The organism is Microbacterium sp. Leaf179 (genome assembly GCF_001423785.1).
Taxonomy (GTDB): Bacteria; Actinomycetota; Actinomycetes; order Actinomycetales; family Microbacteriaceae; genus Microbacterium.
The window spans coordinates 741,910-763,196 of the sequence record NZ_LMPH01000002.1 but is presented as its reverse complement, the minus strand read 5'-3'; the positions used below and the strand labels follow the sequence as shown (position 1 = coordinate 763,196).

Here is a 21,287-nt window from a genome sequence, read left to right as displayed (position 1 = left end):
CGTCGTCCTCAGCGCGAGGCCGCGGCGTTGACGGCGTCGACGATGCCCTGCGGGCTGCCCTTGCCGGCGAACAGGTCGACCACCGCGACGTTCAGCGCGTTGCCGACGTTCTGGCCGTACAGGGTGTCGAGCCAGACCGAGACGTACGGGGCGTCGGTGTAGGCCTGGAGCGCCGACTGCAGGGCGGGGGTCGTGACGGCCTCCGTGGCCTCGCTCGAGGCGGGGATGGTCTGGAAGGCGTCGGCGTAGCTCTCCTGGTTCTCCTTGTTGACGAGGAAGTTCAGGAAGTCGGTGCACTGCGCGGGAGCGTTGACCCAGCACGAGTATCCGTCGACGCCGCCCATGATCGCGCCGGGCTCACCGTCGCCACCGGCGACCTCGGGGAACGGGAACCAGCCGAGGTCGGCGAGCGGCTTCTCGTCGGGGGTCAGCGAGGCGATCACGCCGGGGTTCCACGCGCCCATGAGCTCCATGGCGGCCTGGTGGTTGGCGAGCAGGCCCGCCGACGATCCCGCGCCCTGCTGGGCGGCGGTGGTGAGGAAGCCGTCGTTGAACGGCTGCGTCTGCAGGAACGACTGCAGGTTCTCGCCGGCTTCGAGCCAGCACGGGTCGTCGAAGCTCCGGCTCTGCGCGGCCTCGTCGAGCACGTCCTTGGCGCAGGCGCGCAGGGCGAAGTTGTAGTACCAGTGCGCGGCGGGCCAGGCGTCCTTCGCGCCGACCGCGATGGGGGCGACGCCGGTGGCGCGGATCTTCGCGTCGGCGGCCTCGAGGTCCTCGATCGTGGCCGGGGCCTCGGTGACGCCGGCCGCGCTCAGCAGGTCCTGCGCGGTGAAGATTCCCGAGGGGAGCACGGCGACGGGCATGCCGTAGTTCTTGCCGTCGACCTCGAAGGCGTCGAGCGAGGTGCCGAGGGCGGTCTTGGCCTCCGCCGAGATCTTGTCGGTGAGGTCCATCGCCTGGCCCGCCGTGACGATGTCGGCGAGCTTGCCGCCGCCGCGGGCCATGAACAGGTCGGGGGCGTCGCCGGAGTTGAGGGCGGTCTGGAGCTTTCCGTCCATCTCCTCGTTCTGCACGGCCTGGATCTCGACCGTGACGCCGGGGTTGGCTGCCTCGAAGGCGCTGGCGGTGTCTTCCCAGTACTGCTTCCCGTCGCCTGTGGTGGAGTTGTGCCACAGGGTCAGGGTGACCGAGCCGTCGGCGTTCTCTGCGCCGCCGCCGCCGGCGCAGCCGCCGAGGGCCAGGGTGCCGGCGACGGCGAGGGCCGCTCCGGCGAGGATCTTGCGCGTGTTCATGTGATTCCCGTTTCTCTTCGTCGAGGTGCGTCCGTGAGGAGGCGTCGGTTGTCATGGGCAGCGTTGCCGTTTCCCGGGGTGTTGCTGCGCCCCGGGTCTGAGCAGTGTCGCCCCGTGCGGAAGGGTCGTCAAACGTTTTCGAAAATGATTTCCACGCTAGGGTCGGATGCCATGACGAGGCGCCCGACCATCCACGACGTCGCCGCGGCGGCCGGCGTCTCGGTCGCCACGGTGTCGAAAGCCGTGAACGGCCGCTACGGGGTTTCGCCCACGACGGTGAGCCGGGTATTGGACGCCGTGAAGACCCTGGGCTACGAATCGAGCCTCGTCGCGAGCAGCATGCGCTCGCGCCGCACGGGGGTCATCGGCGTGCTCGTGGCCGACATCGAGCCCTTCTCGGCCGAGATCCTCAAGGGCGTCGGCGGGGCCCTGTCCGACACCGGATACGACCTGCTCGCCTACACCGGCGCGCGCCGCGACGGCGAGGGGTGGGAGCGCCGCTCGCTCAGCCGTCTGAGCGGCACGCTCATCGACGCCGCGATCATCGTCACGCCGACCATCGTCACCGTCGCGAGCGAGGTGCCGATCGTCGCGATCGACCCGCACACCGGTCGCGGGGTCGTACCGACCGTCGAATCCGACAGCTTCACCGGTGCGCAGCAGGCGGTGCACTACCTCGTGCAGCTCGGCCACCGCCGCATCGGCTTCATCGCGGGGCGCCCGGATCTGCGTTCGGCGGTCGCCCGCGCGTCGGGGTACCGCGCGGGGCTGTCGGCGGCCGGCATCCCCTTCGATCCCGCCCTCGTCGGGGTGGGGCGCTACGCCCAAGACGTCGCGCGCGAAGCGGCCGAGGCCATGCTGTCGCTCGACGACCCGCCCACCGCGGTGTTCGCCGCGAACGACCTGTCGGCCCTGTCGATCATCGACGTCGCCGCCGACCGCGGGCTGCGGGTGCCCGAAGACCTCTCGGTCGTCGGGTTCGACGACGTGCCCGAGGCCGCCCGCGCCCAACCGGCGCTCACGACCGTGCGCCAGCCGATGAAGCGCCTCGGCGCCGAGGCGGTGCGGATGGTGCTGGCCCTGCTCGCCGGCGAGGAACTGCCCGAGACGCACATCCAGCTGCCGACGCGCCTGGTCGCGCGTGGCACGACCGCGCCGCCGCGGGCGGGCTGACACCGCGCGCGGCGCCGAGCTCCGGTGGCGCCGCGCACTCGAACCCCCGCGTCAGCGCGCCGCCAGCCGGTACAGCACCTCGGGTCGTCCGCGAGCGCCGAAGCGGTGCGAGACATCGACCTCGCCGCGAGCCACGAGGGCGTCGAGGTACCGGCGCACGGTCGCACGCGAGGCGCCCGACGCGGCGGCGACGTCGCGGGCGCTCGCCGGGGTCACCGGGTGCAGCGCCGCGCGGATGGTGTGCAGGGTCGATTCCGCGAGGCCCTTGGGGAGGAGGGGCTCGGATGCCGACAGCGCACGCACCGGAGCGGTCGCCGGACCCACCAGTCGGTCGATGTCGCCCTGCCCCATGCTCACCGGCACCTCGGCGGGGCGGGCGGCGCGACCGCGGCGGTATTCCTCGAGCCGGCGCACGAACGCCTCGCGCGTGAAGGGCTTCGCGAGATACCCCACGACGTGGGCGGCCGCGGCCTGCCGGATCGTCAGGGTGTCACGGGCTGAACTGATGACGAGCACGTCGACGTTCCACTCCCGCACGAGCCGCAGGCGGTGCAGCACCTCGACGCCGCTGAAGTCGGGCAGGTTCATGTCGAGCAGCACGAGCTCGACGTCGGTGCCCGTCGCCAGCGCCGCCCCCGCGGCCCCCGTCCGCGCCGTCCCGACGAGCCGGAACCCGGGCAGCGACTCGAGATAGGCGGTGTGCAGCCGCACCACCGCGGGGTCGTCATCGACGATCACGGTGCGGATCGCGGCATCCGGGGTCATGCCCGCACCCCCGCGCGCGGCAGCTCCACCGTGAAGCGCGCCCCGCCCGCGGTCGCCGCGCCGACGGTGATCGAACCGCCGCGCGCTCCCGCGATGCGGCGCACGAGGTCGAGGCCGACGCCGCGGCCCGAGGGAGCCTTCGAACTGACGCCGCGGTCGAAGATGCGGGCGACGTCGGCGGGCGGCACGCCGGGGCCGTCGTCGGCGACGTCGATCGTGAGCCGTTCGTCGCCGGCGAGCACGAGCAGGTCGACGCGTCCGCCGGGACCGGCCGCTTCGGCGGCGTTTCGCACGAGGTTGCCGATGACGCTCAGCGCGTCGTCGTCGACGACTCCGCGCGGCACGAGGCTCGCCGGATCGACCCGCAGGCCCCGGTGCTCGGCCGCCAGCCCGTCGAGCAGGGCGCGCAGCGCCGGGTCGTCGATCGAGAGACCGGACGCCACGGGCGCCAGCCCTCCGATGTAGGTCAGCGCGTCGACGGTCTCGCCCTCGGCGACGAGCCCGCGGATGACGTGCAGCCGCGTGTGGAACTCGTGCGTCTGGTCGCGCAGGGCGCCCGAGATGCGGCGCTGGGTCTCGAGTTCGCGCGCGTCGGCTTCGAGTCGTCGCACGCGTCGACGCAGTGCCGCCGTCAGCAGCCCGCTCAGTACGACGCCGAGCACGATCGACCCGGCGACCCAGGGCAGCAACCCGCCGACGGCTTCCTCGTAGCTGCCCGCGATCTCGGACTCCAGCACGCCGACCGAGGCCGTGCCGATGACCGCCCCCGTCTCCGCATCACCGGCCCGCACGGGCACCTTGGCGCGCAGGCTCGGGCCGATCGTGCCGGTCTCGGTGCCGAGGAACGTCTCGCCGGCCAGCACCGCCGTCGCATCCGTCGACACGCTGCGCCCGCGCTCCGCCGGGTTGGGGTGGGTGAGACGGATGCCGCGGGCATCGGTCACCACGACGTAATCCACCCCGGATGCCGCGGCGACGACGTCGGCGAGGGGCTGGAGCTCCGCGGTGGCGGCGTCGGCGTCGAGCAGCACGGCACGCCGCACCTGATCGAGCTCGGCGAGGCTCCGAGCGACGTCGAGCACGCGCTCCTCGGTCGCGGTGCGGATGCTGCGCTCCTGGGCCGACATGGCGACGAGGGTCGTGGCGAGCACGCACACAAGCACGACGGTGCACTGCAGGGCGAGCAGCACGGCGAGGCGCACGCGCACCGGCGCACGGTCGGCCGCGCGGTCGACGGGGGCGGTCGACATGGGCACCTCCTCGTGCGCATCGCGGGTGAGTGCGAATCGTGAGCATCTAAGAGCGCAATGCCTTCGCACGGCGCCGCAGGGGGACGGCGCTGTCAACCTAGCTTCTCATCCGGCAACGACGATGTCCCGGGAGGGCGACGATGCAGTCATCAGCGCGAAAGCGGATCACCGGAGCGATCGTGGGCGTCGCCGCCGCCGCCCTGTTCGTGACGGCGGGTCTGAGCGCGGCCGCGAGCGGCGGGGTGGCGAACCCCCGCACGAAGCTCACCATCGTGGCCCCGGCCGCCCCCGGCGGCGGGTGGGACACCTTCGGCCGCGAGGCCCAGCAGGTCATGCGCGAAGAGGGCATCGCCGGCGCCGTGCAGGTGATGAACATCCCGGGAGCCGCCGGCACCATCGGCCTCGGCGCGGTCGCCGAGATGGGCGATCGGCACGACATCATGCTCGTCACCGGCGGCGTCATGGTGGGCGGCGTGATCGTCAACCGCTCGCCCGTGAGCCTCGAGGACGTGCGGCCCATCGCGCGCCTCGCCGACGACTTCAACGTGCTCGTCGTGCCCGGCGACTCGCCCTTCCAGACGCTCGACGACTTCATGGCCGCGTTCCTCGCCGACCCCGAGGGCACCGCCATCGCGGGCGGGTCGCTCGGCGGCATCGACCACCTGCTCGCCGGCATGCTGGCCCAGCAGGGCGGCATCGATCCGCAGCGCGTGAACTACCTCGCGTACCCCGGCGGTGGCGAGGTCGTCACCTCGCTGCTGTCCCACACCACGCAGGCGGGGCTCTCGGGGTACAACGAGTTCCGCGACCAGATCGAGTCGGGCAATCTCCGCGCCCTCGCGCTGTCGGCCGAGGAGCCGCTCGACGACGTCGACGTGCCCACCTTCCGCGAGCAGGGGGTCGATGTCGCCATGTCGAACTGGCGCGGGCTCGTGGCGCCTCCCGGCATCGACGACGAGGTACACGCGGAACTGGTGGCCATGGCATCCGAGATGCGCGAGACCGACGCCTGGCAAGAGGTGCTCGCCCGCAACAGCTGGGTCGACAGCTTCCTCGCCGGCGACGAGTTCGCCGCATACCTGGCGGACGAGACCGAACGCACGACCGCGATCATGAAGGAGCTGGGTCTGTGACCGAACCGTCCACCCTCACCACGGGATCGCTGCGCGTACAGCGCACGCCCCGCTGGTACACCGGCCGCAGCGAGCTGGTGGTCGTCGCGGGAGTCTTCGTCCTCGCCGGGTTCATGACCCACGGCACGGTCACCATGCAGGTGCCCGCCGACGTCGCCGTCCCCGGTCCCCAGTTCTTCCCGATGCTCGTCAGCGGTTTCCTCTGGCTCGCCGGTGTCGGCCTGCTCGTCGAGGTGCTCCGCACGACCAGCCGCTCCCACGTCGCCGACGACCCCGTCGAGATCTCGAACGAGATGCTCGAGGACCTCGGCGCGATCGACGAGACCGGCGAGATCCGTGTCGTCTCACCCGAAGACGTCGCCTCGTCGTCGGCGCCGGCACGCGTCGACTGGCGGACCCTCGGGATCACCGTCGTCAGCCTGGCCGCGTTCATCGTGGTGCTGCCGGTGCTCGGCTGGCTCCTCTCGGCCGCGGCCCTGTTCTGGGTGCTCTCGTGGGCGTTCGGCAGTCGCCGGCCCCTTCTCGACATCGGCGTGAGCATCATCGTGTCGTCGCTGGTGCAGCTCGCCTTCGGCGCCGGCCTCGGCCTGTCGCTTCCCGCCGGCATCCTGGAAGGACTCTCGCCGTGGATCAGCTGATCAACCTCGCCGATGGATTCGCGGTCGCCTTCACACCGCAGAACCTGCTCTTCCTCGTCATCGGCGCCGTGCTCGGCACCGCCGTGGGCGTGCTCCCGGGCCTCGGCTCGGCCATGGCGGTCGCGCTGCTGCTGCCGGTCACCTTCAGCCTCGACCCCACCGGCGCGTTCATCATGTTCGCGAGCATCTACTTCGGGGGGCTCTTCGGAGACTCGACCGCCGGCATCCTGCTCAACACCCCCGGCAACTCCTCGGCGATCGCGACGACGTTCGAGGGTCATCGGATGGCCAAGAGCGGCAGGGCGGCGAAGGCGCTCGGCACCTCGGCCATCGGCGCCTTCATCGGCGGCACGATCGCGTGCGTGCTGGTGGTGTTCTTCGCCCCGTACATCGTCGAACTCGCCAAGGTCTTCGGCCCCGCGGAGTACTTCGCGCTCGCCGTCTTCGCGTTCGTGGCGATCTCGGCCGTCGTGGCCGACTCGATCGTGCGCGGTCTCGTCGCCCTGGGGCTCGGCTTCGCCCTGGCGCTGGTCGGTATCGACGGGATGACGGGAGCCGAACGCTTCACCGGCGGCAGCCCCGTGTTCTTCGACGGGATCTCGATCATCGTGATCACGGTCGGTCTGCTCGCCATCGGCGAGGTGCTGCACGTGTCGTCGCACATCCGCCGCGCGGGCGGACCGGGCAAGCTCGTCACACCCAGCGGCTCGCCGCTGCTGTCACGGAGCGAATGGCGTCAGGCCCTGCCCGCGTTCCTGCGGGGCACGGCGTTCGGCGTTCCGTTCGGGGCGATCCCGGTCGGCGGGTCGGAGGTACCGACGTTCCTGGCCTACGGCACCGAGAAGCGCCTCGCCCGCCGCCGCGGTGACACCGATTTCGGCTCGCGCGGAGCGATTCAGGGCGTCGCCGCCCCCGAGGCTGCCGGCAACGCCACCGCCGGCTCCGCCATGGGCGCGCTGCTCGGACTCGGCCTCCCCACCTCGGCCACGGCGGCGATGATGATCGCCGCGTTCCAGCAGTACGGGATGCAGCCGGGCCCGCTGCTGTTCGAACGCTCCGGCGATCTCGTCTGGCCGCTGCTGGCGAGCCTGTTCCTGGGCCTGATCATCCTGCTGATCATCAACCTGCCGTTCGCGGCGGTCTGGGCCAAGCTCCTGCTCATCCCGCGCCACTACCTGTACGCGGGCATCACCGTCGTCGCGATGCTCGGTGTCTACGCGATCGCCTCGCGCGTGGTCGAACTGTGGCTCGCGCTGGCGATCGGCGTCGTCGGGTTCGTCATGCGGCGCTTCTCGATCCCGCTCGCTCCGGTGCTCATCGCCGCGATCCTCGGACCCATGGCCGAGACGCAGCTGCGCCGGGCGCTCGCCGTGTCGGAGGGCGACCCCACGATCCTCGTCGCCTCGCCGCTGACCATCGTGCTGTACGCGCTGCTCGCGATCATCGTGACGGTGAGCGTGCTGCAGCACGCCCGTCATGCTCGCCGCGAGCGCCTCGAGGCCGCCGCCCGCCGCGACGCGCCGGTGCCCGCCGGGCGTCGCTGACCGCTGCGCCTCCTCGGCGTTCCCCCAGGTCGAGTGTCCGAGACACGCCGGTCGTGCCCCTCGTCGCGCGGCGCGTCTCGGACACTCGACGCCCTCCGGCCGACGTAGGGCGCCGCGCCCCTCGGGCCGGCGCACCTCCCAAAGCCCCGCACACGCCCCCGCCGCGCGCCGCATCCCCTCGCGGCTCCGGTACCGTCGAGGTGTGACTACCGCCAGCAGCAAAGACGACGAGGTCGACCTCCTCATCGACGCCTGGTCGCAGCTGCTGCCCGAGGTCGACCTCACCCCGCTCGACGTCATGTCGCGCCTGCGCCGTGCGGCGTTCCACCTGTCGAAGCTGCGCGCGAAGGCGTTCGCCAGCGCCGGCATCGCCGTATGGGAGTTCGACGTGCTGGCCGTGCTCCGCCGCGCGGGCACCGAGCTGAGCGCGACGCGCCTGATCACCGCCACGATGATCGGCAGCGCGGCCATGACCAACCGTCTCGACAAGCTCGCCGAGCGCGCTCTCGTCCACCGACGCCCCAATCCCTCCGACGGCCGCGCGATCCTCGTCGCGATCACTCCCGAGGGCATCGAGCGCGTCGACGCCGCGATGACCGAGCTCGTCCGCCTCGAGGGCGAGGCCCTGCGCGATGTCAGCCGCGGTGACCAGGCCCTGCTCGCCAGCGCCCTGCGCGTGCTCGCTGCGGGCGAGACGCACGAGGCGTGATCGACCTCGCCGCGACCCTGCGGCAGCGTCCCGTCGTGCTCGACGGTGGCCTCGGCACCCTGCTCGAGGCCCGTGGCAACGACGTATCGTCGGCCCTCTGGTCGGCGCAGGTGTTGCGCGACGCCCCCGACGAGATCCGCGCGGCGCACGCGCAGTTCGCGACCGCGGGCGCCGAGATCGTGATCACGGCGTCGTATCAGGTGGGGTTCGGCGGAGAGATCCCCGATGACGAGGTCGAGACGCTCCTGCGGCGTTCGGTGTCGCTCGCGCGAGAGTCCGCCGACGTCGTGGTCGCGGCATCCGTGGGTCCGGTCGGAGCGCTGCGCGCCGACGGCAGTGAGTACACGGGAGAGTACGGCCTGTCGCTCGACGAGCTGCGTCGCGCGCATCGACGGCGCCTGCACGTGCTGGCCGACGCCGGGGCCGACGTGCTCGCGGTCGAGACGATCCCCTCTCCCCTCGAGCTCGAGGCGGTGGCGCTCGAGCTCGCCGACCTCGGAGTCCCCGCGGTGGTGAGCCTCTCGGCCGACAGCACCGGTTTCTCCGTTCCCGGCTCTCGGGCCGCGGCGCTGCGCCTCGCGGCATCCGTTCCCGGTGTCCTCGCCGTCGGCGTGAATTGCTGCGCGCCCGACACGGTGCTGCCCGCGCTGGCCGAGGCGCCCGGCATGGCGCTCGTCGCCTACCCGAACACGGGGGAGCGGTGGGATGCCGAGACCCGCACCTGGCACGGCGGCACCGCCCCGCTGGCCGAAGGCGTACCCGCGTGGGTCGCCGCGGGAGCGCGCATCGTGGGAGGCTGCTGCCGCTCGATGCCGGTCGACATCGCCGCGATCGCGGCGGCGGTGCGCTGACCCCGCACGGTCACCGCGCGTCGACCCCGGGGAGCGCGGCGCCGTCCCCGTCGACGACCTCCCCGCCGTCGAGCGGAGTCACCGACGGCGGCAGCTCCCGATCGCTGCGGCGGAGCGAACGCGGAGCGGCGGTGGTGAGCAGCGCGACCTCTTCGGGTTTCCAGCCGTGGGAGTCGCGCATGCGCGCGCTGAGCGTCGAGACGGCCGAGGGGTGCGCGACTTCGACGCCGTGCATCGCGTCGACGGCCGAGGGGTCGACCTCGCGGGCGGCCAAGCGCAGGTCCAGCAGCAGGGCGAGCACGCGGTCTCTTCCGTACGCCGCGGTCGCGAGCTTCCAGTCGCCGATCACCACGGCGGTGCGGGGCCGGCGATCGGCGTAGGTTCCGACGGTCGCCGGGCGCCCCACGAGGGCGACCGAGAGTCCCGTCAGCATCATCGCCGTGATGGCTGCGACGACGATCCCCGCGGGCGAGAAGACGAGGTCGGCGGCGGGGGATCCCAGACCGGGCAGCGCCGTCACCGCCCGACCCGCCGAGTAGAGGGCGTAAGCGGCCGTCGTCACGAGCAGCACTCGTCGAGAGCTTCGGGGGAGCGCGCGGTTGCGCACGGTGAGCAGCGCGCAGACCGTGCAGCTGAGGGCGAGAGCGGCCGCCTTGACCACGAGCGCGCCGCCGTGCGGAAGCAGCGCGGAGCTCGCCGCGACCCCCGCCCCGACGACCAGCACGAAAGCCACGGCCGCGCGCAGGCGCCGCCCGCGGGGCGCCGACACCGCGAGGCACATCGTCGCCGGGCCGAGCACCATGGCGGTGTCGGCCATCACCTGCGACACTGCTCCGCCGCCGTTGAAGCGCACCACGTACAGGGTTCCCGCCCCCACCGAGATGGCGCCCGCCACCGACGACAGTCGCAGGAAGACGCCGAGAGGGGTGGGGCTTCCCACGCGCGGCAGCACGATGACGATGATGCCGGCGGCCAGGCCGGCGCACATCACGAGCACCCCGATCGACAGCAGCATGGCACCCCCGCGCCCCATCATGCCGCCGCGCCGCACGCGCCGTGGAGTGGGGGCGGGTGTTGACGCCGGGCGTGGAACGTGACAGGGAGTCGACGTCGCCGTACGCGGGATCAGTCGAAATCGGCCGCCACGGCGTTGCGGTGGTACTCGAAGATGATGCTCGTGCGCGTGGATGCCACGCTGTGCCGCGCCGAGAGGTGATCGACGACGAAGCGTCGCACGGCCGAGGAGTCGTCGACGGCGATGTGCACGAGGAAGTCGTCGGCGCCGCCCAGGAAGAACAGCTGGATGACGTCGGGATGCCGGCGCACTTCCTGCGCGAAGGCGTGGATGCTCTCCTGCCGCTGCCCGGGCCGCAACGTCACACCGACGATCGCCTGCAGCCCGCGGCCGAGGCGACGCTGATCGACGGCGGCGTGGAACCCGGTGACGAGGCCGCGGTCGACGAGCGAGCGCAGGCGCGAGTGCGCGGTCGAGGGGGCGACCCCCAGCGCCTCGGCCAGTGCCGCGTTGGTCATGCGCGCGTCGACCGAGAGCAGCTCGATGATGCGGGCGTCGTGCGGGTGCAGTTCGTCGTCGGGCATCGCAGATCCTTCGGCCGTCGGTCGCGCTCGGAGCGTCGGGATCCGACGATACGCGTGCTCCTCGACCACTGCGCGAAGAATCTACGGATTTACACCACCGAAACACCCTGTTCTGCGATTCTTCCGGCACGCCCATCCGCTCGAGGAGGAACCCATGCGCGTCTCTGTGCCGACCGAGATCAAGAACAACGAGAACCGCGTCGCCATGACCCCCGCCGGGGTCGACGCGCTCGTGTACCGCGGCCACGAGGTCCTCGTGCAGGCCGGTGCCGGGGTCGGGAGCGGCTTCGCCGACGAGCAGTACCGCGCAGCGGGGGCCGAGATCGTCCCGACCGCCGACGAGACGTGGGCGCGGGCCGAGCTGCTGGTCAAGGTGAAGGAGCCCATCGCGCCCGAGTACGGCTTCCTCCGCCGCGACCTCACCCTCTTCACCTACCTGCACCTCGCCGCCGACCGCCCTCTCACCGACGCGCTCATGGCCGCGGGCACCACGGCCGTGGCCTACGAGACCGTGCAGACCGCCGACCGCGCGCTCCCGCTGTTGGCGCCCATGAGCGAGGTCGCGGGACGCCTGTCGATCATCGAGGGCGCGCATCACCTGCTGCGCGCGTCGGGCGGGCGCGGCCTGCTTCCGGGTGGCGTTCCCGGCACCCCGCGGGCCAAGGTCGTCGTGATCGGCGGCGGCGTCGCGGGCGAGCACGCCGCGGCCAACGCGCTGGGCCTCGGCGCTCGGGTGACGGTCGTCGACATCTCGCTGCCCAAGCTGCGCCAGCTCGAGGAGCGTTTCGGCGGCGCCATCGAGACCCGCGTCTCGACGCGCCTCGAGATCGCGGAGCAGCTCGCCGACGCCGACCTCGTGATCGGTTCGGTGCTCATCCCGGGCGCCGCCGCCCCGAAGCTGGTCACCGACGAGATGGTCGCGTCGATGAAGCCCGGCTCGGTGCTCGTCGACATCGCGATCGACCAGGGCGGCTGCTTCGAGGGCTCCCGCGCGACCACGCACGACGCCCCCACGTTCCGCGTGCACGAGGCGCTGTACTACTGCGTCGCCAACATGCCCGGCGCCGTTCCGCACACCTCGACGCGGGCGCTGTCGAACGCCACGCTCCCCTACATCACGCGGATCGCCGACGCGGGCTGGGAGTCCGCGGCATCCGCCGATCCCGCCCTCGCGAGGGGGCTGAACGTGCGCGCCGGCGTCGTGGTGAACGAGGGCGTCCGCGCCGCCTTCTCGCTCTGATTCTCTCGCCGGGGCTCACCCCCTGTTGAGTGTCCGAGACACGCCGCGCGCCTGCGCGCCCGAGCGGCGTGTCTCGGACACTCGACGGGGGCTCGAGCGACTCAGTTCCGCACCCACGCGTACGTGATCTCGGGCCGCCCCTGCCCGCCGTAGCGGGGCTCGCGGCGCACGCGGCCGACGTCGGCGAGGTGCTCGAGGTAGCGCCGGGCGGTGACGCGCGACATGCCCTCGCTCTCGCCGACCTCGGTCGACGACACGGCTCCGGATGCCGTGCGCACCCGTTCCGCCACGGCCTGCAGCGTCTCGTCGCTCAGGCCTTTCGGCATGAGGGGCGGCGCCACGGTGCGCAGTGACCCGAGCAGCGCGTCGACCTCGGACTGCGTGGCCTCTCCGGCTGCGCGGTCGAGGCCCTCGACGTACGCGCGGTACGCCTCGAGGCGCTCGCGGAACGCGGCGAACGCGAACGGCTTGATCAGGTACTGCACGACGCCGATCGAGACCGCGGCGCGCACGGTCGCGGCGTCGCGGACCGCCGTGACGGCGATGATGTCGACGCGCGAGCCCGCGGCGCGCACGCGCCGGGCGACGTCGAGACCCGAGCCGTCGGGCATGGTCATGTCGAGCAGCACGAGGTCGATGCGGCGCTGCGCGTCCGACAGGGCGGTGAGCGCGGCCCGGGCGCCGGCGGCCTGCCCGACCACCTCGAAGCCCGGCACCCGCGCGACGTAGGCGGTGTGCAGTTCGAGGGCGAGCGCGTCGTCGTCGACGACCAGCACCCGGATCACGACGGCGCCCTCGCCAGGAACACGCGCACGGTCGTGGGGTCGGTGCCCAGTTGCAGGGTGCCTCCGTGCGCCGCGACGATGTCGCGCACGAGGGCCAGGCCCACGCCGCGCCCGCCGACCGCGTGGGCGGGTTTGGTCGACGCCCCGAAGGCGAAGGGGTCCTCCAGTGCGGGGTCGAACCCGGCCCCGCTGTCGCTCACCTCGAGCACGACGTCGCCGCCGCCCTCGCGCACCCCCACGCGCACCCACCGCGGCTCGGTGCCCGAGCCCGCGGCATCCAGGGCGTTGTCGACGAGGTTCCCCACGATCGTGACCGCCTCGGCCGGGGCCAGGGGCAGTGCGGGCGTCGGTTCGGCGACGTCGAGGTCGAGGCGCACGTCCCGCTCGGCGGCCTCGTCGAGCTTGCCGAGCAGCAACGCGACGACCACGGCGCCCTCGTCGTCGGACACCAGGCGGTCGGCGAGTTCTTGTCGTTCCCCCGTGGATGCCACGATCAACCGCCGCGCGTCGTCGATCCGCCCGAGTTCGAGAAGCGCCAGCAGCGCGTGCAGCCGGTTGCCGTGCTCGTGCGTCTGCGAGCGCAGGGTGTCGCTGAGGGTGCGCACGCCCTCGAGTTCGCCGAGCAGCGCCTGCAGCTCCGAGCGATCGCGCAGGGTCATGACGTGTCCGCGTTCGGGGGCGCGGCGGCCGGCGAGGTCGCGGGCCTCCTCCTGGTTGACCAGGAGCACGCGGTCCCCGTTGACGATGGTCTCCTCGACCATGCGCCGCCCGGTGACGATGGCGTCGGCCAGGGCGGCGTCCATGTCGACGTCGCGGGGGTCGAGTGAGACCTGCCCGCTCGTCGCCGGTGGCAGGGCGAGCAGGTCGGCGGCTTCGTCGTTGTACAGCACGATGCGTCCGTCGCGATCGGTGACCACGAGCCCCTCGCGCAGCGAGTGCAGCACGGTCTCGTAGCTCTCGACGAGGCGCGACAGCTCGCCCGGGGTGTACGACCCCGTCACGCGGCGCGCACTGCGGCGGATGTAGAGGGCGCCCAGCACGCCGAAGCCGACGATGGCGGCGGCGGCGGCGACGATCACCGGCACGCGGGCGGCGAGGTCCTGCTGCACGGCGCCGAGCGTCACGCCCACGGCCACGAGTCCGACGATGGTGCCGTTCTCGTCGCCGCCGTCGCGGATCGGGACGATCGTGCGCACCGAGGGGCCGAGCGTCCCCTCGTACACCTCGGTGAACGACTCGCCCGCGAGTGCCTCGGCCCGCGAGCCCTGGTACTGCTGCCCGATCTCGGAGCGGTTGCGGTGGGTGAGCCGGATGCCGTCGGGGGTCATGATCGTCACGAACGACAGTGAGGCGTCGTCGAGGATGTACTCGACCATGGGCTGCAGCGCGTCGGAGTCGCCGCGCCCGACGAGGGCGGCGACGTCGGGCTCGTGCGCCAGGGTCTCGGCGACCGAGCGCGTGACCTGCTCGGCCTCGCGCTGGCCGGAGTCGCTCAGCTGCATCGAGAGCAGGGCGGCGAGGACTCCCGCGACGAGCACGACGACGCCGAGCGCCACGAGCGCCAGGCGTCCACCCACGCTCAGTCGCATCACCGCACCTTTCGTCGCGCTTGCCGTGAACAATACGACCACAAATCGCTCCCGCGTCCCGCGTCGATCAAAGTCATGACATCGACCGGCACCCCCGCCGGACTCAACGAAGGCGTTCAGAAAAGGGGAAGTCGCCCATGGCACTCTCACTCCGCACCACCCGAGACGGTCGGCCTCGGAAGAAGATCGACCGCAACCACTGGCTCTACATCTCGGTCATCATCGCCGTCGTCGCCGGTGTCGTCGTCGGTCTCGTCGCTCCGGCGTTCGCCACCACGCTCGAGCCGGTCGGCAAGGGCTTCGTCAGCCTCATCAAGATGATGATCGCCCCGGTCATCTTCTGCACGATCGTCGTGGGCATCGGCTCGATCGCCAAGGCCTCCACGGTCGGCAAGATCGGCGGCCTGGCGATGGTCTACTTCCTCGTGATGTCGTCGTTCGCGCTCATCATCGGCCTCGTCGTCGGCAACATCATCCACCCCGGCGAGGGCCTCAACATCTCGGGCTCGACGTACGAGGCGGCCGCGGAAGCGACCACGACCCAGGACTTCATCCTCGGGATCATTCCGACCACGTTCTTCTCGGCGTTCACCGGCGGCAGCATCCTGCAGGTGCTGTTCATCGCCCTCCTCGTCGGCTTCGCCCTGCAGGGCATGGGCGAGCGCGGTGCTCGCATGGTCGAGGGCATCCGCAACTTCCAGGTGCTCGTCTTCCGCATCCTCGGCATGATCCTCTGGCTCGCCCCGATCGGTGCCTTCGGCGCGATCGCCGCGGTCGTCGGCAAGACCGGCTTCCAGGCTGTGATCAGCCTCGGTGTCCTGATGGGCGCGTTCTACCTCACGTGCTTCCTCTTCATCACCCTCGTGCTCGGAACGCTGCTCTACGTCGTGACCCGCACCAACATCTTCACGCTGATGAAGTACCTCGGTCGCGAGTACCTGCTCATCGTCGGCACCTCCTCGTCCGAGGCGGCTCTTCCCCGCCTCATCGCCAAGATGGAGCACCTCGGTGTCTCGAAGCCCGTCGTCGGCATCACCGTCCCGACCGGCTACTCGTTCAACCTCGACGGCACCGCGATCTACCTCACGATGGCGTCGCTGTTCATCGCCTCGGCCATGGGCTCGCCCATGTCGATCGGCGAGCAGATCGGCCTCATGATCTTCATGATCATCGCCTCGAAGGGGGCGGCCGGTGTCACCGGTGCGGGCCTCGCCACCCTCGCCGGCGGCCTCTCGGCCTACCGCCCCGACCTGGTCGACGGCGTCGGCGTGATCGTCGGCATCGACCGGTTCATGTCGGAGGCCCGTGCGGTCACCAACTTCACCGGCAACGCCGTGGCCACGATGCTGATCGGCGTCTGGACCAAGCAGTACGACGGTCACCGTGTGCGCGAGGTCCTCTCCGGCAACATCCCGTTCGACGAGACCCTGCTCACCGGACACGACCACTCGGCCACCCCAGCGGCGGATGCCAAGGAGCTCGCTTCGGTAGAGGTCGGCGCCGGCCCCGCCGTCAAGGTCGACACGCAGTCGCTCGACGCGTTCCGCGCCCAGGCGGCGGCGGAGGCAGCGGCGCGGGGTCGTTCGTGAGTCTGACGCACGACACCTCGGCGGGGGCGGCTTCGGTCGCCCCCGCCCCGGCGCGTGTCGACCTCGCGCGCACGTGGATGCTGCGCTCGCCGCTCGTCGGCGGCCTCGAGACGTCGGCCGATGTGCTGGTGCTCGACCTCGAAGACGGCCTCCCGGCCGGGCGCAAGGCCGAGGGCCGGGACCGCGCCCGCGCCGCGGCCTCCGACGCCCCGGTGTGGTTGCGCATCAGCGCCGCCGGAACCCGCGACGGCCAGGCCGACCTCGCTCTCGGTCGCGAGCTCGATGACCGCCTCGCCGGCGTCGTGCTGGCGATGTGCGCCGGGCCCGCCGACGTCGCCCATGTGGCGGCATCCCTCCCCGCCGGTGTCCCCATCGTCGCTATGGTTGAATCGGCTGCGGCCCTGTTGGCCGCCCCCGCGATCGCCGCGCACCCGGCCACGCGCCGTCTCGCGTTCGGCACCGGGGACTTCCGCCGCGACACCGGCATGGGGGTCGACCGCATCGCCCTGTCGTGGCCGCGGGCGCAGCTGGTCGTCGCCTCCGCCGCGGCCGGTATCGCCGGACCGATCGACGGCCCGTGCGGTCCGGTGGATCAGGCTCAGGATGCCGCCGCGCACGCCGTCGCGATGGGATTCACCGGCACTCTCGCGCTCCACGATGCCGCCGTCGCCGGCGCACATGCCGCGTTCACGCCGTCGCCGGCCGAGGTCGACGCCGCTCTCGCGCTGCTGTCGGTGACGCCCGACGGTCCGGTCGACGGATCCTACGCCTCGACCCTCGCGCGTGCCCGCGCCCTGGTGGAGCGCGCCGAAGCGCTGGCCTCGCTCTGACCGCAGCCCTGAGCCTGTCGCGGGGCCGGCCCGCATTCAGGCCCCGGTGGTGTCGACGAGGTCGGGATCCGTCTGTCGCCGGGTCTCCGTCTCAGCGCCCCGGGCCCCCAGCCGGTCGGCGCCTCAGCGGCCCCGCCCGAACCAACGCCGACGCCGAGCCGGTGCCACAGCGACCGCCGCCTCGCGTGCACGCCGCCGCTCGCCCCATGCCCGCACCTCGGCCTCGACGTCGACGGTCGGCGTCACCACCGGCGGCCCGCCCTGCAGCTGACGGCGGGCTTCGATGACCCGGCGGTTGAAGTCCTCCACGGCCTCCCGCACCTCGGGCTCGCGCGTGAGCGCGTCCAGCCTCTGCGCCATCTCGGCGTGCTCGACGCGCAGGGTCAGCGCGGGCGGTCCGAGGCCGGTGAGCTGCTCGGTCTCGATCTTGCGGCGGATCCACCAGTCGGGGTCGTGAGCGCCGCCGAGGTCGGGCAGGGGCTTGCCCGCGCCGGGGAGGTCGTCGAACTCGCCGCGACGGATCGCCTGCTGGATCGCCGTCTCGACGAAGGCGGCGCGTTCGGCGGCCGTCGACCCCCGCGCCGGACGCTCGTCCGACGCGGGTTCGAGCAGGCCGTCGTCGCGGAGCGCGCGATCGAGGCGATACCGTTCGGCTGCCTGGCGGGGGTCGTCGCTCACGCGGCCGCCCGCCCCTCACGCTCCAGGCGCCGCAGCCGCTCGCGCGCCATGTCCTGGGCCCGCGGGCCGGAGCCCAGGGCCCGCTCGGTGACGCGCAGGATCACGCGCGTGAGCGTCAGGACGGGAAGAGGCCAGCGCCGCACGCCGAGCATCTTCCGGTAGCGGCGGGGGATCGTCGCCACCGCCGCCGCGAACAGCACGCGGTACGACAACCCCATGACGCCGGGGAACGGCGGTAGGCGCAGGAACGAGACCACGTCCGCGACCCGTTCGTCTCCGCGCAGCTCGCCACGCTCCCAGAACCCGTCGATCTCGGCGCGCAGGGCCGCGCGCGTGAGGGGCGGGTCGACGACCCGCATGAGCCGCCCCGCGGTCGCCCAGTCGGCGACGTAGGCATCGGGTCCGCCGGGGATGGGTTTCTTCGAGGCCTCGTGCCCGGCGAGGAACGCATCGGTGAAGGCCAGGTGCACCCACCGCACGAGGTCCTGCGCCTCGGCCGTGTACCGGCGTTCCTCCCCGTCGCCCGCCTGGTACTCGCCCTTCACCCGTTGGTGGAAGCGTCCGACGCGGGCGGTCTCGGCATCCGCCTGCGTGCGCGAGCCGTAGGTCAACGTGATGACCCAGCGCACCGTACCGGTGAGGCGTCCGATCGGATCCTCGCGGTAGCGCGACCAGTCGTGCACGCCCGCCAGCGCCCCCGGGTGCAGCGCCTGCAGCAGCAGGGCACGGATGCCGGCGACCAGCGTGCCCATTCCGGCGTGCACGGTCCACGCGGGACCGTTCTCGACGAAGTAGCCGGCGTCGTCGCCCTCGGCGATCGCGCGCACGTAGGGGGCCATGCCGGTCGGGTCGCCCGCGAGGGCGACGAGGATCTTCCCGCGCAGCGACTGGATCCAGTCGGGAGCGGGGGAGTGGGGAGCGTCGGTCACCCTTCCAGCGTGCCACCGTCTGAGCGGGTGGGCTCCGTGGAGAGAGGGTCAGTGACCTTCGTGGGTGATGACGGGCACGGTGCCGTCGTCGCGCAGCAGCACGGCGTTCTGCGTGGCGCCGAGGGCGGGGGTGACGACGACGGCGATGACGGCGGCGGCGACCAGCAGGCCGATCACGCTCATGGGTTTGGCGGTGCGCTCGGGTGCGGCGGCCCGGCGTTGCCGGCGCAGGTGCACGGCCGTGGTCGCGCCGACGACCACCAGCAGAAAGGATGCCGCGGCGACGGCCACGATGCTGGTGCGCGCGGGAGCGGCGAACATCAGGGCGAAGACGGTGAACAGAGAGACCAGGCTGCCCGCGAGAGCGGCCCGGGGGGTGACGAGGCGCCCGGCGGAGAGAACCGCGGCGCCCCACACGAGGGCGGCGAGTCCGAGGACCACCGCCCCGACTCCGAGGCCGCGCGCGGCGACCCCGGAGCCGGTGGTGATGATGGCGCCCGCACCGAGGGCGGCGGTGATGAGCCCGGCCCCCCATGCGGACACGGAGGGCCACGACCGTACGAACGTCGCGGCGGTCATCGTCAGACCGCTGCGGTGCGGGGGACGTTGCGCTCGGTGCCCAGGCCGACACCCAGCAGCACGACGGCGCTGCCGAGGTGCAGGAAGTGGTCGGGCACGTTCAGGGCGAGGATGTTCGCCGAGGTGCCGACCAGGAAGAAGCCGACGATACCGAGCAGCAGGTAGACGGCGCCGACGGTCGTGTTGACGCCCTTGGCGGCACGTGCGTTGGCCAGACCCGCGACGAGCAGGGCGCCACCGATCAGAAGGTGGGCGATGTTGTGCAGCGGGTTGACCTCGAAGATGCCCAGCAGCAGGCCACCCTGCGTGGCGATGAATCCGACACCGCCGGTGACGGCGAAGCCGAGCAGACCCACGAGCAGGTAGACAGCGCCGAAGACGGTGGCCACGAGACGGTTGGGTGATGAGCTCATGATGAACCTCCCAGAGAGTTGGCAGCGACCGTCCGGCCGCGTCACCTCATCTTCGAAGGCAATGCATGGATTGGATTGGCCTTTGCGTCAGTGGCAGGCGATCCGGTAGAACCCGGGCGCGTCGATCCGCTCCGATAAACGACAGAAGGCCCCCGAGTACTCTCCGAGGCCCTCCGCTACGTCACCGACTATAGGTGGGCCCCGGATGCGGATTCGGGGTCTTGCGTTTCCCTCGCTGTTCACGTAGCCCGCGTTTCTGCCACACTGCGGTCATGCGTTTCGAGACGACCCTGTCGCAGATCGGCAACAACACCGGGATCGAGGTGCCGGCCGAGGTGGTCGAGGCCCTCGGCGGCGGCAGACGCGCCGCCGTCGTGGTCGATGTGAACGGGTACGTCTATCCCAGTACGCTCGCCGTCATGGGCGGGCGGCAGCTCATCCCGTTCTCGGCCGACAAACGCGCAGCGACGGGGTTGTCGGGCGGCGATCCGATCGTCGTCGAGCTGCGACTCGACACCGCTCCGCGCACCGTCGAGGTCCCCGACGATCTCGCCGCGGCTCTCGACGCGGCGGGCGCGCGCGCCGCGTTCGACGCTCTCGCTCCCAGCGCCCGAAAGGCCTACGTCGCGAACGTCGAGGGGGCCAAAACGGCCGACACCCGCGCGCGGCGCATCACCTCCCTCGCGACGAAGCTCGGTTGAGCTCGACGGACCGCGTGGGGGACGCGCGACCGATAGCCTGGAGCGGGAGGTCACGTGGGGCGCACGAAGGAAGCCATTGCCGAGGGGTTGTCGATCGCGACGGCCGCGGCCCGGCTTTCGCTGCGCAATCGCATCCTGGTCGAGACGATCGCCCGAGGCGGTCACTTCGACGGTGACGTCTTCGCGGAGTTCGCCCGGAAGACGCTGAGCTCTCTCGCCGACGAGCAGGACCAGGCCGCCGAGCGCGTGACGCATCAGCGAAAGCGTGCGTGGGGCCGATTCTCCGACTCCTCGGGAACCCACGACTACCGCGACCGTGACACCCGAAACCTGCGGCGTCGCGCCAAGCAGTCGCACGGCGTCGCCAAAGAGCTGCGTGCCCTCGCCGCCGATCCCGAGCGCGTGCGCCAGCTCGTCGCCGCAGCGCGCATCGCGGCCTGGGGTGACGTCGAGGCCAACCTCAGTCAGCGTCTCGACGTCGAGGGGATGACGGCCGACGCCGATCCCGAGTACGCGACGATGCGGCGTGCCCGTATGGATGCCCTGCGCATGGTCGACCTCGCCCGCCTCGCGTCGCAGGCGAAGCGCCGGGCGAAAGACAAGGCCGAGGCGGCCGAGGCGGCCTCCGAGGCCGCGCCGACGACCGGCGGCGGCAAGAGCGGCAAGAAGAAGAAGTCGGCCGCTCTCTGACGCGATCTCGTGGCGTCGCGAGGGTGGCGTCAGATGCCGACGCCGTGCGCAGCCGCGGTCGATGGCCACACGGAAGGCGGATGCCATGGCGAAGCGACGGTCCGGACGCGCGGCACGGGTCGCCCGGCCGGGGTACGCGATGGTGTCGGTGAGCGCGCGCGACGCGAACGGCTTCGTGCACCACTACGACGACATCGAGGCATCGCTCGATTCCCTGCGCGAGGCCATCGCGATCCTGCAGCGCACATCAGCGCGGGACGATGCCGCGCCCGGCGATGAGTCCGGCCCGCTCTCCTGAGACGCGATCTCG

General features: G+C 72.1%; 23 protein-coding genes. 12 read left to right on the top strand and 11 right to left on the bottom strand.

What is annotated here, in order from left to right:
• Positions 1 to 8 precede the first annotated feature (8 nt).
• Positions 9 to 1,292 (bottom strand): extracellular solute-binding protein, encoded by a 1,284-nt coding sequence (locus ASF96_RS11160; protein ID WP_055839296.1) that lies wholly within the window; start codon positions 1,290 to 1,292, stop codon positions 9 to 11.
• 171 nt (positions 1,293 to 1,463) lie between these two features.
• Here ASF96_RS11160 and ASF96_RS11155 point away from each other — a divergent pair, with 171 nt between their 5' ends.
• Positions 1,464 to 2,465, top strand: coding sequence for a LacI family DNA-binding transcriptional regulator (locus tag ASF96_RS11155; RefSeq protein ID WP_055839293.1), 1,002 nt, complete (start codon positions 1,464 to 1,466; stop codon positions 2,463 to 2,465).
• A 51-nt stretch (positions 2,466 to 2,516) separates the two neighbouring features.
• On the opposite strand, the gene ASF96_RS11150 is transcribed toward ASF96_RS11155, so the two are convergent.
• Both ASF96_RS11150 and ASF96_RS11145 read right to left on the bottom strand, forming a co-directional pair.
• Positions 2,517 to 3,230 carry a response regulator gene (locus ASF96_RS11150; RefSeq protein ID WP_055839290.1) on the bottom strand — a complete coding sequence of 238 codons (714 nt, stop codon included), beginning with the start codon at positions 3,228 to 3,230 and terminating at the stop codon, positions 2,517 to 2,519.
• Positions 3,227 to 4,480 carry an ATP-binding protein gene (locus ASF96_RS11145; protein ID WP_055939142.1) on the bottom strand — a complete coding sequence of 418 codons (1,254 nt, stop codon included), beginning with the start codon at positions 4,478 to 4,480 and terminating at the stop codon, positions 3,227 to 3,229. The genes ASF96_RS11150 and ASF96_RS11145 overlap by 4 nt, the downstream gene beginning before the upstream one ends.
• A 140-nt stretch (positions 4,481 to 4,620) precedes the next feature.
• Between ASF96_RS11145 and ASF96_RS11140 the strand changes: the two genes are divergently transcribed.
• The 5 genes from ASF96_RS11140 to mmuM all read left to right on the top strand — a co-directional run bounded on the left by ASF96_RS11140 (position 4,621) and on the right by mmuM (position 9,355).
• Positions 4,621 to 5,613 carry a Bug family tripartite tricarboxylate transporter substrate binding protein gene (locus ASF96_RS11140; RefSeq protein ID WP_055939140.1) on the top strand — a complete coding sequence of 331 codons (993 nt, stop codon included), beginning with the start codon at positions 4,621 to 4,623 and terminating at the stop codon, positions 5,611 to 5,613.
• Positions 5,610 to 6,251: a tripartite tricarboxylate transporter TctB family protein gene (locus tag ASF96_RS11135; protein WP_055939137.1), complete on the top strand. Its 642-nt coding sequence runs from the start codon at positions 5,610 to 5,612 to the stop codon at positions 6,249 to 6,251. Before ASF96_RS11140 ends, ASF96_RS11135 begins: the two co-directional genes overlap by 4 nt.
• On the top strand, positions 6,239 to 7,795 hold the full coding sequence (locus tag ASF96_RS11130) for a tripartite tricarboxylate transporter permease (protein WP_055939134.1): 1,557 nt from the start codon (positions 6,239 to 6,241) through the stop codon (positions 7,793 to 7,795). The genes ASF96_RS11135 and ASF96_RS11130 overlap by 13 nt, the downstream gene beginning before the upstream one ends.
• Positions 7,796 to 7,997: 202 nt before the next feature.
• Positions 7,998 to 8,504: a MarR family winged helix-turn-helix transcriptional regulator gene (locus ASF96_RS11125; protein WP_055839275.1), complete on the top strand. Its 507-nt coding sequence runs from the start codon at positions 7,998 to 8,000 to the stop codon at positions 8,502 to 8,504.
• Entirely contained in the window at positions 8,501 to 9,355 is an 855-nt protein-coding gene (gene mmuM, locus ASF96_RS11120) for a homocysteine S-methyltransferase (RefSeq protein WP_055939131.1), read from the top strand. The genes ASF96_RS11125 and mmuM overlap by 4 nt, the downstream gene beginning before the upstream one ends.
• Positions 9,356 to 9,365: 10 nt before the next feature.
• Here mmuM and ASF96_RS11115 read toward each other — a convergent pair whose 3' ends face one another.
• Positions 9,366 to 10,370: a hypothetical protein gene (locus ASF96_RS11115; RefSeq protein WP_055939128.1), complete on the bottom strand. Its 1,005-nt coding sequence runs from the start codon at positions 10,368 to 10,370 to the stop codon at positions 9,366 to 9,368.
• A 110-nt stretch (positions 10,371 to 10,480) separates the two neighbouring features.
• Positions 10,481 to 10,954, bottom strand: a complete 474-nt coding sequence (locus ASF96_RS11110) for an Lrp/AsnC family transcriptional regulator (RefSeq protein ID WP_055939124.1) — start codon at positions 10,952 to 10,954, stop codon at positions 10,481 to 10,483.
• A 154-nt stretch (positions 10,955 to 11,108) separates the two neighbouring features.
• Here ASF96_RS11110 and ald point away from each other — a divergent pair, with 154 nt between their 5' ends.
• A complete protein-coding gene (gene ald / locus ASF96_RS11105) occupies positions 11,109 to 12,194 on the top strand; it encodes an alanine dehydrogenase (protein WP_055939121.1) in 1,086 nt (361 codons plus the stop codon).
• Between the two features lie 101 nt (positions 12,195 to 12,295).
• On the opposite strand, the gene ASF96_RS11100 is transcribed toward ald, so the two are convergent.
• Together ASF96_RS11100 and ASF96_RS11095 are read right to left on the bottom strand one after the other, a co-directional pair.
• Positions 12,296 to 12,979: a response regulator gene (locus ASF96_RS11100; protein WP_055939118.1), complete on the bottom strand. Its 684-nt coding sequence runs from the start codon at positions 12,977 to 12,979 to the stop codon at positions 12,296 to 12,298.
• Positions 12,976 to 14,568, bottom strand: coding sequence for a sensor histidine kinase (locus tag ASF96_RS11095; protein WP_055939115.1), 1,593 nt, complete (start codon positions 14,566 to 14,568; stop codon positions 12,976 to 12,978). Before ASF96_RS11095 ends, ASF96_RS11100 begins: the two co-directional genes overlap by 4 nt.
• Before the next feature lie 137 nt (positions 14,569 to 14,705).
• Here ASF96_RS11095 and ASF96_RS11090 point away from each other — a divergent pair, with 137 nt between their 5' ends.
• Both ASF96_RS11090 and ASF96_RS11085 read left to right on the top strand, forming a co-directional pair.
• The gene (locus tag ASF96_RS11090) at positions 14,706 to 16,157 is read left to right on the top strand and encodes a cation:dicarboxylate symporter family transporter (protein WP_055939111.1); all 1,452 of its coding nucleotides are present in this window, start codon (positions 14,706 to 14,708) and stop codon (positions 16,155 to 16,157) included.
• Positions 16,154 to 16,987, top strand: a complete 834-nt coding sequence (locus ASF96_RS11085) for an aldolase/citrate lyase family protein (protein ID WP_055939108.1) — start codon at positions 16,154 to 16,156, stop codon at positions 16,985 to 16,987. The genes ASF96_RS11090 and ASF96_RS11085 overlap by 4 nt, the downstream gene beginning before the upstream one ends.
• A gap of 123 nt (positions 16,988 to 17,110) precedes the next feature.
• Here ASF96_RS11085 and ASF96_RS11080 read toward each other — a convergent pair whose 3' ends face one another.
• The 4 genes from ASF96_RS11080 to ASF96_RS11065 are packed head-to-tail and all read right to left on the bottom strand — an operon-like array spanning position 17,111 to position 19,586.
• Positions 17,111 to 17,665, bottom strand: a complete 555-nt coding sequence (locus ASF96_RS11080) for a J-domain-containing protein (RefSeq protein ID WP_055839248.1) — start codon at positions 17,663 to 17,665, stop codon at positions 17,111 to 17,113.
• The gene (locus ASF96_RS11075) at positions 17,662 to 18,594 is read right to left on the bottom strand and encodes an oxygenase MpaB family protein (RefSeq protein ID WP_055939106.1); all 933 of its coding nucleotides are present in this window, start codon (positions 18,592 to 18,594) and stop codon (positions 17,662 to 17,664) included. Before ASF96_RS11075 ends, ASF96_RS11080 begins: the two co-directional genes overlap by 4 nt.
• 48 nt (positions 18,595 to 18,642) lie before the next feature.
• A complete protein-coding gene (locus ASF96_RS11070) occupies positions 18,643 to 19,137 on the bottom strand; it encodes a hypothetical protein (protein ID WP_156458837.1) in 495 nt (164 codons plus the stop codon).
• 38 nt (positions 19,138 to 19,175) lie between these two features.
• Entirely contained in the window at positions 19,176 to 19,586 is a 411-nt protein-coding gene (locus tag ASF96_RS11065; RefSeq protein ID WP_055839241.1) for a DUF4383 domain-containing protein, read from the bottom strand.
• 272 nt (positions 19,587 to 19,858) lie between these two features.
• On the opposite strand from ASF96_RS11065, the gene ASF96_RS11060 reads away from it, so the two are divergent.
• The 3 genes from ASF96_RS11060 (at position 19,859) to ASF96_RS17420 (ending at position 21,275) form a co-directional block, all read left to right on the top strand.
• Entirely contained in the window at positions 19,859 to 20,287 is a 429-nt protein-coding gene (locus ASF96_RS11060) for a DUF1905 domain-containing protein (RefSeq protein WP_055939100.1), read from the top strand.
• A gap of 54 nt (positions 20,288 to 20,341) precedes the next feature.
• Positions 20,342 to 20,977: a hypothetical protein gene (locus ASF96_RS11055; RefSeq protein WP_055939098.1), complete on the top strand. Its 636-nt coding sequence runs from the start codon at positions 20,342 to 20,344 to the stop codon at positions 20,975 to 20,977.
• A gap of 61 nt (positions 20,978 to 21,038) precedes the next feature.
• Positions 21,039 to 21,275, top strand: a complete 237-nt coding sequence (locus tag ASF96_RS17420; RefSeq protein ID WP_235560585.1) for a hypothetical protein — start codon at positions 21,039 to 21,041, stop codon at positions 21,273 to 21,275.
• Positions 21,276 to 21,287 lie beyond the last annotated feature (12 nt).